This window comes from Bradyrhizobium sp. (assembly GCF_049691595.1).
GTDB lineage: Bacteria > Pseudomonadota > Alphaproteobacteria > Rhizobiales > Xanthobacteraceae > Bradyrhizobium.
Window position 1 is genome coordinate 1 of sequence record NZ_JBAVNZ010000445.1, and the last position, 11,748, is coordinate 11,748.

Annotated in this window: 10 protein-coding genes and 1 pseudogene; 7 read left to right on the plus strand and 4 right to left on the minus strand. The window is 65.6% G+C overall.

The window, feature by feature from the left end; translation table 11 throughout:
* A pseudogene (locus tag WCE35_RS18815) lies at positions 1-614 on the minus strand (DNA topoisomerase IB); the annotation flags it as partial.
* A 391-nt stretch (positions 615-1,005) separates the two neighbouring features.
* On the opposite strand from WCE35_RS18815, the gene acs reads away from it, so the two are divergent.
* Positions 1,006-2,958 carry an acetate--CoA ligase gene (acs, locus tag WCE35_RS18820; RefSeq protein WP_424594834.1) on the plus strand — a complete coding sequence of 651 codons (1,953 nt, stop codon included), beginning with the start codon at positions 1,006-1,008 and terminating at the stop codon, positions 2,956-2,958.
* 343 nt (positions 2,959-3,301) lie between these two features.
* Positions 3,302-3,808, plus strand: a complete 507-nt coding sequence (locus tag WCE35_RS18825) for a L,D-transpeptidase (protein WP_424594835.1) — start codon at positions 3,302-3,304, stop codon at positions 3,806-3,808.
* Between the two features lie 65 nt (positions 3,809-3,873).
* On the opposite strand, the gene WCE35_RS18830 is transcribed toward WCE35_RS18825, so the two are convergent.
* Complete coding sequence (locus tag WCE35_RS18830) at positions 3,874-4,464, minus strand: thermonuclease family protein (RefSeq protein WP_424594836.1); 591 nt, start codon at positions 4,462-4,464, stop codon at positions 3,874-3,876.
* 48 nt (positions 4,465-4,512) lie between these two features.
* Positions 4,513-4,725 carry a DUF1674 domain-containing protein gene (locus tag WCE35_RS18835; RefSeq protein WP_424594837.1) on the minus strand — a complete coding sequence of 71 codons (213 nt, stop codon included), beginning with the start codon at positions 4,723-4,725 and terminating at the stop codon, positions 4,513-4,515.
* Positions 4,726-4,902: 177 nt separating this feature from the next.
* Between WCE35_RS18835 and WCE35_RS18840 the strand changes: the two genes are divergently transcribed.
* The 5 genes from WCE35_RS18840 to purH all read left to right on the plus strand — a co-directional run bounded on the left by WCE35_RS18840 (position 4,903) and on the right by purH (position 10,515).
* Entirely contained in the window at positions 4,903-6,249 is a 1,347-nt protein-coding gene (locus WCE35_RS18840; protein ID WP_424594838.1) for an RsmB/NOP family class I SAM-dependent RNA methyltransferase, read from the plus strand.
* Between the two features lie 118 nt (positions 6,250-6,367).
* Positions 6,368-8,122, plus strand: a complete 1,755-nt coding sequence (locus WCE35_RS18845; RefSeq protein ID WP_424594839.1) for a heparinase II/III family protein — start codon at positions 6,368-6,370, stop codon at positions 8,120-8,122.
* Between the two features lie 76 nt (positions 8,123-8,198).
* Positions 8,199-8,474: a type II toxin-antitoxin system RelE/ParE family toxin gene (locus tag WCE35_RS18850; RefSeq protein WP_424594843.1), complete on the plus strand. Its 276-nt coding sequence runs from the start codon at positions 8,199-8,201 to the stop codon at positions 8,472-8,474.
* Positions 8,475-8,484: 10 nt separating this feature from the next.
* Positions 8,485-8,799, plus strand: a complete 315-nt coding sequence (locus WCE35_RS18855; protein WP_424594840.1) for a HigA family addiction module antitoxin — start codon at positions 8,485-8,487, stop codon at positions 8,797-8,799.
* A 123-nt stretch (positions 8,800-8,922) separates the two neighbouring features.
* Positions 8,923-10,515, plus strand: a complete 1,593-nt coding sequence (purH, locus tag WCE35_RS18860) for a bifunctional phosphoribosylaminoimidazolecarboxamide formyltransferase/IMP cyclohydrolase (RefSeq protein WP_424594841.1) — start codon at positions 8,923-8,925, stop codon at positions 10,513-10,515.
* 147 nt (positions 10,516-10,662) lie between these two features.
* Here the strand turns inward: purH and WCE35_RS18865 are convergent.
* On the minus strand, positions 10,663-11,748 hold a 1,086-nt coding region (locus WCE35_RS18865), incomplete at its 5' end, for an MFS transporter (protein WP_424594842.1).

Consider the following 11,748-nt stretch of genomic DNA (forward strand, 5'->3'; position numbering starts at 1 on the left):
AGCGTGGTGGCGCCGCGGGTGCCGTTGAGGCGGGCATAGGATTCGTTGCCGGGACGGATCGCGGTGCGCGCGATCAGTTCGATCACCGTCGAAAGCGCGAATTCGCGGGTAGGCTGGTCGCCCGACAGATGCATCGAAACGTTACGCCGGATCTTTGGCAGCGCCGCGACCAGTTTCGCCAGGCGATGCGCCTTGCGGTGCTCACGGACCTTCTCCCAGTCGGCGTGATAGCGGTATTGCAGCCGGCCCGCGGCATCGCGGCCGACCGCCTGCAAATGCGAATTCGGGTCGGGCGAGTAGCGGACTTCCTGATAGGCCGGCGGCACCGCCATCGCGTTCAGGCGCCGGATGGTACCGGCATGGCGGATCGACGTGCCATTGGCGCGAACAAATGAATAGGCTTTGCCGCGCTTGATCCGGCGGATCGTCAGTTCGTTCTGATCGCCGAGCGTCAGGCCGTGTTCGCTGGCGAGAGATTCGACGGAGGTCCTGGCGGCGATATTTGGCTTTGCGGCGGGGCGGCCCTTGGGCAATTGACCCAAAGCTTCCGCCAGGGCAACGGCCGGATCGGCGGAAACGGGCCGCGGAGCCTCATAATTCTGCTGATCCATCATGACTATCGACGCCTTGCTCCGCTGTTATCGGCTAATGCCGTCTCTTGGGCGCGGTTCCGGAAGGGCCATACCGCCTCCGGGGTGGCCATTTAGGGGGTAACCGAGTCCTTTGCGAGTCCGGAATCGAAGCTTGATGGTTTCCAGATACCGTTCATGGCTCCCATTCGCCCGATAACGTTGATTTTGAGATGCGTCAAAACGCCTTCGTGATCGGCGGGTCAGGAGAAAGGGGGCCGGGCGGGCCGGGCCGACAAGGGACCCGGTCGACGGAACCGACCAAGGTCCAAGGTGCTTGCGCTTGTCCGGGCGCGGTCGGGCGACGCATAATCGCGGCAACAATCAGGACGGCTTGCGGGCCGTGTACGCGGTTCCGCAGCGAGTGGAGGGGACGATGTCCGAGAAAATCTATGACGTATCCGCGGAATGGGCCAAGCGGGCCTTCGTCGATGACGCCAAATACCGCGAGATGTATGCGCGCTCGGTCCGCGACCCCAACGGATTCTGGGGCGAACAGGCGAGGCGCGTCGACTGGATCAAGCCCTTCACCAAGGTCGAGAACGCCTCCTTTGCCCCCGGCAACATCTCGATCAAATGGTTCGAGGACGGCGAGCTGAACGTCGCCTGGAACTGCATCGACCGGCATCTCGCCAGGCGCGGCGACCAGACCGCCATCATCTGGGAGGGCGACGATCCCTCGCAATCGAAGCACATCACCTATCGCCAGTTGCATGACGAGGTGTGCAAGATGGCCAACATCCTGCGCACCCGCAACGTCAAAAAGGGCGACCGCGTCACGATCTATCTGCCGATGATCCCGGAGGCCGCCTATGCGATGCTGGCCTGCGCGCGGATCGGCGCGATTCATTCGGTGGTGTTCGCCGGCTTCTCGCCGGACAGTCTCGCCCAGCGCATCACCGACTGCCAGTCCAAGGTGGTCATCACCGCCGACGAGGGGCTGCGCGGCGGCAGGAAAGTGCCCCTGAAAGCCAATGTCGATGCGGCGATCGCCAAGAGCGGCGGCGTCGACTGGGTGGTCGTGGTCAAGCGCACCGGCGCCGCCGTCGACATGAATCCCAGCCGCGACTTCTGGTATCACGACGCCGCGAAGATGGTGACGACGGAATGTCCGTGCGAGCACATGCACGCGGAGGATCCGCTGTTCATCCTCTACACCTCGGGTTCGACCGGCCAGCCGAAAGGCGTGCTGCACACCTCGGGCGGCTATCTGGTGTTCGCCGCGATGACGCATCAATACGTGTTCGACTATCACGACGGTGACATCTACTGGTGCACCGCCGACGTCGGCTGGGTCACCGGCCACAGCTATATTCTCTATGGGCCGCTGGCCAACGGCGCCACCACCCTGATGTTCGAAGGCGTGCCGAATTATCCCGACAATTCGCGGTTCTGGAACGTGGTCGACAAGCACAAGGTCAACATCTTCTATACCGCGCCGACCGCGATCCGCGCGCTGATGCAGGGTGGCGACGCGCCGGTGAAGAAGACCTCGCGCACGTCGCTGCGGCTGCTCGGCAGCGTCGGCGAGCCGATCAATCCGGAAGCGTGGGAATGGTATTATCGCGTGGTCGGCGACCAGCGCTGCCCGATCGTCGACACCTGGTGGCAGACCGAGACCGGCGGCATCCTGATCACGCCGCTGCCGGGCGCCACCAAACTCAAGCCGGGCTCGGCGACGCGGCCGTTCTTCGGCGTGGTCCCCGAAATCGTCGACGCCGATGGCACGGTGCTGGAAGGCGAATGCACCGGCAATCTGTGCATCGCCAGATCCTGGCCGGGCCAGATGCGCACGGTCTATGGCGACCACGCCCGCTTCGAGCAGACCTATTTCACCACCTACAAGGGAAAATACTTCACCGGCGACGGCTGCCGCCGCGACGCCGACGGCTATTACTGGATCACCGGGCGGGTCGACGACGTCATCAACGTCTCCGGCCACCGCATGGGCACCGCCGAGGTCGAGAGTTCGCTGGTGGCGCATGAGGCCGTGTCGGAAGCGGCCGTGGTCGGCTATCCCCACGACATCAAGGGCCAGGGCATCTATGCCTATGTCACGCTGATGGCGGGCAAGGAGCCGAGCGAGGCGCTGCGCAAGGAGCTGGTGGCGTGGGTGCGCAAGGACATCGGCCCGATCGCTTCCCCCGACCTGATCCAGTTCGCGCCCGGCCTGCCCAAGACGCGATCCGGCAAGATCATGCGCCGTATCCTGCGCAAGATCGCCGAGGACGAACCGTCGAGCCTCGGCGACACCTCGACGCTGGCCGATCCCGCGGTGGTCGACGATCTGGTGCAGCACCGGCAGAACAAGAAGGACGCCGCGGTCTAGCTCCCGGCAGCGATCTCAGGCATGGCAGCCCGCGGCGCCCGCCGCGGGGCTTGGGCGGGGCTGCCTGCCGCCCGCCCGGATGACAGCGCTTCACGACATCTTCAGCGCTTCGGCAGCGTCCCGCGCACGTTTCCTGACGAGTGTTGTTTTCCGGGCATTTACTTTGGTTCGAACATTTTCTCTGTTCCCGCCGCTGAGATGAGTCGCGGCCCGACTCTGGAAACCGCCTGGTTAATGCGCGCGGTTAAAATGCGTGGGCAGGGACCGTAAACCACCGGTTTTGCAGGGTTTACGCGGGCATTTGACAGCTCCGAAAGGGGCGGCTGGGAAGCTGGAGAGATTGATGTCGATGAGGATTGCGGTGGCGCTGGCCGCCGCCTTTGGGATAGGCGTGTCGACGGCGGCCGAGGCGGCCCCGGATATTGTCGGTTTCCACGGCGACTATTCACCGGGCACGATTGTGGTGAAGACCAATGAGCGACGGCTCTATCTCGTGGTCGAACAGGGCCGGGCGGTCCGCTATCCCGTCGGCGTCGGCAGGTCCGGCAAGCAGTGGGCCGGCACGACCCGGATCGACGGCAAGTATCTCAACCCGGCCTGGTCGCCGCCGAGCGAGGTGAAGCGCGACAAGCCGTCGATGCCGGATATCATTCCCGGCGGCTCGCCCCGCAACCCGATGGGCGTCGCGGCAATGACGCTGGCCGGCGGCGAATACGCCATCCACGGCACCAACATGCCGGGCTCGGTCGGCGGCTTCGTATCCTATGGCTGCATCCGGATGCTCAACGATGACATCTCCGATCTCTATCAGCGCGTGTCGGTCGGCACCACCGTGGTCGTGACGCGCTGATCGCTGGACGCGAATTTTGAACGACGGGAAGCCGCGCATCTGCGCGGCTTTTTTTTGCGACGGGGTTACCCTCCGGCGTTCGCGCACCAGCCGCCGCGGCGGCCGCCATGATAGCTTCGCGCGTGGCCGGCCGCGAGCAGCGCCGCCGAAACGCTTTCGGTCCGCCGGGTCGCGACATCGGCAACGACACGTCCGCTATATTTGTCCGGACCGATATTGAAGATCGCAACATCGCCTTCAGAGAGCAGGCCGCGCAAGGCATCGCTCGCGGTCTCGGCCATCTGCAATTCCGCGGGACAGGACGCCTTCAACTCCGGCGCGTCGATGCCGCGCAGGCGAACCCGCGTCGTGATGTCGAGGCCGGGCCACAGGTGCACCCGCGCCTCGAACGTATCGCCGTCGATCGTTCTGATGACATCGACGGGATGCCGCAGGTCGGGCTTTCCGGCGCGCCGCCAGATCATGTCGCTGTCCCGCGCCGCCGGGCTGTCCGTCGCCGGATGCGAAGTCGGCCAGTGGACCCAATGCCTTACCGGCAGCATCGCCCCCGCCGCCACGCCGAGAACGAACACCCAGGGCAAGGCCGCCGGGAAACGCCAGCCCCAGCGGCCTCGAAACGGCGCCCGATAAGTATTTATTCTCTCATGTGGGTACATATTCCTATTCTAGGGCTGAGTCGGGGTCGCCGGCAAGCTCCCGCAGCCTTAGAAATCCGAAGCGATGCCCTTGCGCTCCCAGTCGCCATAGCGCGTCGGCTCAGGGCCCTTCGGGCCCTGCAACTCCTTCTGCTTCTGCGCCGGGCTGGCGCTTGCCTCGGCGGCCTTCCGGCGCGCCTCGGCTTCGGCGAGCGCGCGCTGCGCTGCCGGCGACAGCGGCTTGCGTGCCGGAGCAGGAGGCGGGGAGGGATCGTCGGTCATCGCAAACTTTCCGAGGGATACCGCAGCCATCTCACGACTTTGCGTCCGGCGGACATCACAATCGTGCAATCATCGGGGCGATACTTACATTTGGCATATTCACATGCCACATATGTCCTGCATTGCGATGGCATGCGCCGAAACCCTGTTCAGCACCTTTCGAGAACCTTTCGCTCCATGCCTCCTTCAAGATTCGCAGTTCCAGCCGAAGTGCCCGGTCTCGCGGCGCGGCGGATCGCAGCCGATATTCTCGACGGCGTGCTGCACAAGCAGCGCACCCTCGACGACCAGCTCGATGGCCCCGGCGCGCATCCCGGACTGAAGGCACTTGCCGATCGCGACCGCGCGCTGATGCGGCGGCTGGTGTCGACCATCCTGCGGCGGCTCGGCACGCTCGGCCATCTCCTGTCACGGCTGCTCGATCGCGGCGTCCCGACCGACGCGCCGCGCGCGCAAAGCGCGCTGCTGATCGGAGCTGCGCAGATTCTCTGGATGGATGTGCCGGACCATGCCGCCGTCGATCTGTCGGTGCGGCTGGTGCAATCGGACCGGCGGGCCTCGAAATATGCCGGGCTCGTCAATGCGGTGCTGCGCCGCTGCGCGCGCGAGGGGCAGCCGCTGATCGACGAGGTCAAATCGCAGTCGCTGGATATTCCGCCGTGGCTTTCGAAGCGCTGGATCGCCCATTATGGCGAGGCCACCGCCAGGGAGATGGCGCTCGCGATCGGCCACGAGCCGTCGCTCGATCTCACCGTCAAGTCCGACGCGCCGCAATGGGCGACCCGCCTGCACGGCGAGGTGCTGCCGAGCGGGACCGTGCGTACGCTGCTGCAGGGTTCCGTGACCATGCTGCCGGGATTTTCCGAAGGCCAATGGTGGGTGCAGGATGCCGCCGCCGCGTTGCCGGCGCGGTTGTTCGGCGAGGTCAAGGGCAAGACCATCGCCGACCTCTGCGCCGCGCCCGGCGGCAAGACCGCGCAGCTTGCGCACGCAGGCGCCCGCGTCACCGCGGTCGACCGTTCGCCGGCGCGCATGATGCGGCTGCGCGACAATCTCGCACGGCTGGGGCTTCAGGCGGAGAGCGTGGTGACCGACGCCACGGAATGGCCGGGCGGCGGCGCAGGTTTCGACGGTGTCCTCGTCGACGCGCCCTGCACCTCGACCGGCACCATCCGGCGGCACCCAGACGTCGCCTGGCTGCGGCAGGAAACCGAGATCGCCGCGCTGGCGGCGCTGCAGCAACGATTGCTGCAAAAGGCGGTCACGCTGCTCCGACCGGGCGGGACGCTGGTCTATTGCACCTGTTCGCTGGAACCGGAGGAGGGCGAGCAGCAGATCGCGGCGCTGCTTGCCGCCGAACCGAACCTGCGCCGCGCCCCGGTCGAGGCGAGCGAGGTCGCGGGCCTTGCCGAAATCATCACCGCCGACGGCGATTTGCGCACCCTGCCCTGCCACCTGCCGCACGCCGACCCAAGGCTCGGCGGGCTCGACGGATTTTACGCGGCGCGGCTGGTTAAATCCTGATTTTGAAGCCGAATTTCGCGGCCGGCGGCTGATTCGCGCGCTTTCAAGAGGGTGTCTTGGCGGCGTTTCCGGATTAATAAGGATTCGCCGAAGGATCCTCCTCCCATCAAGGACAGGCGTGTCGGTCGCTCAACGCAGACAAATCTCGACGCTGATCGCAGGCCGCTTTGCGCGGAACCTGGTGGCGCGTGCCGGCGGCGGCACGGTGGCACTGTCGTGGCTGTGGCCGGGCCGGACCGATCGTCTGATCATCGCCCCGCACGATTTGCGCACCGCCGATGCCACCCGCGCCGCGGAAATCTATGCCGGCCGCTTCGTGTTCGCCGGCAAGATCGTGACCTGCCACGGCCGGTCCATCTTCGATCTCGAGCCGCCGTCGGAGGATTGGGAGGCGGCGCTGCTCGGCTTCGGCTGGCTGCGGCACCTGCGCGCGGCCGATACCGCGCTGACCCGCGCCAATGCCCGTTCGCTGATCGACGACTGGATTTCAAATCCGACGCGCAAGCGGCCGCTGGAACGCCGCGCCGATGTGCTGGCACGCCGCGTGATCTCGCTGTTGTCGCAGGCGCCGCTGGTGCTCGGCGATACCGACGGCAAATTCTATCGAAAATACCTCCGGGCGCTGACCCGCGAGATTCGCTATATGCGCTACGCGATGCTCGATATCGCCGACGGCGTGCCGCGCCTGCAGATCTTGATCGCGCTCTGCTACGCCTCGCTGTGCCTGGCGAATCAGGCGGGGCACATCCGCTCCGCGACGCGACGGCTTGCCGATGAATTGCAGCGCCAGATCCTTCCCGACGGCGGGCATATCTCGCGCAATCCCGGCGCGCTGCTGGAATTGCTCAGCGACCTGTTGCCGTTGCGGCAGACTTTCGCCGCCCGCAATATTCCGCCGCCGGCGGCGCTGTTGAACGCGATCGACCGCATGATGCCGATGCTGCGCTTCTTCCGCCACGGCGATGGCAGCTTTGCCCTGTTCAACGGCATGAGCAGCGCGCCATCCGACCTGGTCGCCACCCTGCTCGCCTATGACGACACCCACGGCGTACCGACCACGAACATGCCGCATACCGGTTTCCAGCGGCTCGATGCCGGCGCGATGACCGTGATCATCGACACCGGCCCGCCGCCGCCGCCGGGCGTGAGCCAGGATGCCCATGCCGGCTGCCTGTCGTTCGAGCTGTCCTCCGGGCCAAGCCGGATCGTCATCAATTGCGGGATGCCCGCGACCGGCCGCGACAATTGGCGGCCCTTCGCGCGCAGTACAGCGGCGCATTCGACCCTGACCTATCACGGCACCTCGTCATGCCAGTTCGTCGAGCTGTCGGCGATGAAGCGGCTGTTGCAGGGTGCGCCGATCATCGACGGCCCGGACCATGTCGAAATCTATCGCGAGATGGTGACGAATGGCGAACTCCTGACCGCCTCGCATGACGGCTACCTCGCCCGGTTCGGCGTCGTGCACCGCCGGGTGCTGATGGCCAGCCATGACGGCGCGCGACTGGACGGCGAAGACACCGTGGCGACGGCACCCGGCGCGCGAATCAAGGGCAACGAGACCGACTTTGCGCTGCGGTTTCATCTGCATCCGCTGGTGAAGGCCAGCCGTCTCAGCGACGCCCGCGGCGTGATGCTGGTGCTGCCCAACCGCGACGTCTGGACCTTCGAGGCGCTCGACGACAAGGTCGGCCTCGAGGACAGCGTGTTTCTGGCCGGCAATGACGGGCCCCGACGCACCGCCCAGATCGTGATCCGGCAGGATCTGCGGCACGCCGCGTCGATCCGCTGGAGCTTTGTGCGCTCGGCGGCTTCTCCTTCGGCCACGACGTCGCGGCGCAACGCCCGCAGCGAGCCGGAGCTGCCGCTGTAAGCGAGTCGCTGAGAGCCGACGGCCCAAGGTTCATTGCTTGACAAATGTAAGCGATTAGCTTACGTTCTCTCACGAGATCCGGACCTTCAAAAGCAAAGCCCTTTCGGAGCTGTGGACGGAGGGCCGGAGTTCGAAGATCGATGCGAAAATGCATAAGCGCATTTTCGCGAGGCTCGACCGTCTCGACGTTGCTGTCCGTGCTGAGGAGATGAACATCCCGGGCTTCGATTTTCATGCTTTGCATGGGTTCAATCCGAAGCGCTATTCGGTCCATGTCAACGGACCGTGGTGCATCACGTTCGAATTCGAGGATGGCGACGCCTGCCGCGTCGATTTCGAGCAATACCATTAGAGGAACTGACATGGTCTATGCAGCCAGGCGCGGCAAGAGCCGTTGCCCTACTCACCCCGGCGCGCTGCTTCGCGATGACATCATTCCGGCCACCGGCCGGACCAAGGCGGAAATCGCCGGATTGCTCGGAATTTCGCGCCAGCACCTCTACGACATCCTGCGGGAAAGAAAGCCGGTGTCGGCGACCATCGCGGTACGCCTCGGCAAGCTTTTTGGCGACGGCCCGGGGATCTGGACCCGGATGCAGGGCGCTTACGATACCTGGCATGCCGAACAGACCGAGGATGTCAGTCGCATCCCGACGATCAGGGCAAAGGCCGCCTAGAACGAAGGCCCCGCGAGATTCGCGCGACAATATCCCCTGCAAATTCGAAGCGGCCGGCGGCGGCCGCGGTTTCATGCCGTATCAAATCGTGCTACCCGGCGGCCTGTCATCTGGGACCGAGACATGACCGACCATCCGCGCCGCGTGACCCGCGCCTTGCTGTCCGTTTCCGACAAGACCGGCCTGATCGAACTTGCGCGCGCGCTGGCCGGCCATGGCGTCGAACTCGTCTCCACCGGCGGCACCGCGAAAGCGATCGCCGCCGCGGGGCTGCAAGTGAAAGACGTCTCCGAGCTCACCGGCTTCCCCGAAATGATGGATGGACGGGTCAAGACCCTGCATCCCAGGGTGCATGGCGGCCTGCTCGCGATCCGCGACAACAGGGAACATGCCGATGCCATGAAATCGCACGGCATCGCGCCGATCGATCTGCTGGTGGTCAATCTCTACCCGTTCGAAGCGACGGTCGACAGGGGCGCCGGCTTCGAGGAATGCATCGAGAATATCGATATCGGCGGCCCGGCGATGATCCGGGCGGCTGCGAAGAATCATGACGATGTCGCCGTCGTCGTCGAGCCGCAGGACTATAAGGCCGTGCTCGACGAACTCGCCGCCAACAAGGGCGCGACCACGCTGGCACTCCGCCGCCGCCTCGCCGCCAAGGCCTATGCCCGCACCGCGGCCTACGACGCGGCGATCTCGAACTGGTTTGCCGTCGAGCTCAAGACCGACGCGCCGGACTACCGCGCCTTCGGCGGCCGGCTGATCCAGTCGCTGCGCTATGGCGAGAACCCGCACCAGATGGCGGCGTTCTATTCGACGCCGGACAGGCGGCCGGGCGTGACGACGATGCGGCAACTGCAGGGCAAGGAACTGTCCTACAATAACATCAACGATACCGACGCCGCTTACGAATGTGTCGCGGAGTTCGATGCCAGGCGCACCGCCGCTTGCGTCATCGTCAAGCACGCCAATCCCTGCGGCGTCGCCGAAGGCGCCGATCTCGTCAGCGCCTACCGCAAGGCGCTGGCCTGCGATTCGACCTCCGCCTCCGGCGGCATTGTTGCGGTCAACCGCGCGCTCGACGCGGATGCCGCGCGCGCCATCATTGAAATCTTCACCGAGGTGATTATCGCGCCGGATGCAACCGAGGAGGCCATCGCCCTCATCGCCGCAAGGAAGAATTTGCGGCTTTTGCTCGCGGGCTCGTTGCCCGATCCGCGCGCGGCGGGCCTTACCGCCAAGACCGTCGCAGGTGGTTTGCTGGTGCAGGGCCGCGACAACGCCGTGGTCGACGACATGACGCTGAAGGTTGCGACCAGGCGCGCACCCACCGAGGCCGAACTGCGTGATCTCAAATTCGCTTTCCGCGTCGCCAAACACGTCAAGTCGAACACCATCGTCTACGCCAGGGACCTTGCGACCGTTGGCATCGGCGCCGGGCAGATGAGCCGGGTCGATGCCGCGCGCATCGCGGCGCGCAAGGCGCAGGATGCCGCGGATCAACTGAAGCTGGCCGCGCCGATGACCAAAGGCTCCGTGGTGGCCTCCGACGCATTTATTCCCTTTGCCGACGGACTGCTGGTCGCGATCGAGGCTGGTGCGACCGCCGTGATCCAGCCGGGCGGATCGATCCGCGATCCCGAGATCATCAAGGCCGCCGACGACCACGGCATCGCCATGGTGTTCACCGGCGTCCGGCATTTCAGGCATTGATTGCGGTCGTCCCGGCGAACGCCGGGACCCATACCGCGTGATTTATCTTTTTTGCGCTGGGGCCAGTTGCTTCTCACCACCCACGACCTGTGGTTATGGGTCCCGGCGTTCGCCGGGACGACGGGGAGAGAGTCGCCCGGACGACACTCACGCCTCCCGCACCCTAGCCAGCAACGCCAGTCCGGCGACGAAAAACAGCACCAGCACCGCCATCCCCGCCTTCTGGCTTGCGGTGGCGGCGGTGATCGTGCCGATCAGCAGCGGGCCGATGAACGAGGTGACCTTTCCGGTCAGCGCGAACAAGCCGAAATATTGCGCGATGCGATCCTTTGGCGCGAGGCGAATGAGCAGCGTGCGCGAGGCGGCCTGCAGCGGCCCCCCGGCGGCACCGATCAGACAGCCGAGCAGGAGATAGGCACGCTCCGCCGCGCCGGAAAACAAGGCGCCGCCCGGCGCGGGCGGTGCGACCTTGACGAACAGGATCGAATCCCTGTCGACCAGCAGGATCGCGATGATGGCGAGCAGCAGGAGCAGCATGCTGGCTGATATCACCCGTTTCGGCCCCAGTTTGTCATCGAGCTTGCCGCCGAGCCACGCTCCGAACGTCCCGGCAATGGCGAGGATAATTCCAAAGCTGCCGATCTGGATCGTCTGCCAGCCAAAGCTGCCGGCGGCGTAGATGCCGCCGAACGCGAACAGCGACACCAGCCCGTCGGTGTAGATCATGTTGGCGAGCAGGAAGACCGCCATCGATTTTTGCCTCGGCAGTTCGCCGAGCGTTTGCTTCAGCACGGTCAGGCCTTCGCGCATCGCCTGGCGCACCGGAAGTTTTGCGGGATAATCCGGCGTCAGCCAAAACATCGGCAGCACGAAGAGGACGAACCAGAGGCCGGTGAGCGGGCCGGTGATGCGGTCGCCCTGATGCGTGGCCGGATCGAGCCCGAACAGCGGCGTCAATCCGAACAGCGTGCGGCCGCTTTCCGGATCGGCGGCGAGGAAGCCGAGCACCAGAATCAGGCTGAGGATGCCGCCGGCATAGCCGGTGGCCCAGCCGGTGCCGGACAGCCGCCCGATCCGGTGCGGCGGCACCAGCGTCGGCATCATCGCGTTGTTGAAGACGGTGGCGAATTCGGCGCCGACGCTGGCGATCCCGTAAGCGAGCAGCAGCGGGGGGATGATGCCGGGGTCGCCGGGCTTGCCGATCCACATCAGGCACGAGCCGATCACCAGCAG

Bases quoted from the DNA above. Each gene is read 5' to 3' on its own strand.
- WCE35_RS18825 (WP_424594835.1), top strand. From the start codon at position 3,302: ATGTCGATGAGGATTGCGGTGGCGCTGGCCGCCGCCTTTGGGATAGGC.
- acs (WP_424594834.1), top strand. From the start codon at position 1,006: ATGTCCGAGAAAATCTATGACGTATCCGCGGAATGGGCCAAGCGGGCC.
- WCE35_RS18830 (WP_424594836.1), bottom strand. From the start codon at position 4,464: ATGTACCCACATGAGAGAATAAATACTTATCGGGCGCCGTTTCGAGGC.
- WCE35_RS18840 (WP_424594838.1), top strand. From the start codon at position 4,903: ATGCCTCCTTCAAGATTCGCAGTTCCAGCCGAAGTGCCCGGTCTCGCG.
- purH (WP_424594841.1), top strand. From the start codon at position 8,923: ATGACCGACCATCCGCGCCGCGTGACCCGCGCCTTGCTGTCCGTTTCC.
- WCE35_RS18835 (WP_424594837.1), bottom strand. From the start codon at position 4,725: ATGACCGACGATCCCTCCCCGCCTCCTGCTCCGGCACGCAAGCCGCTG.
- WCE35_RS18855 (WP_424594840.1), top strand. From the start codon at position 8,485: ATGGTCTATGCAGCCAGGCGCGGCAAGAGCCGTTGCCCTACTCACCCC.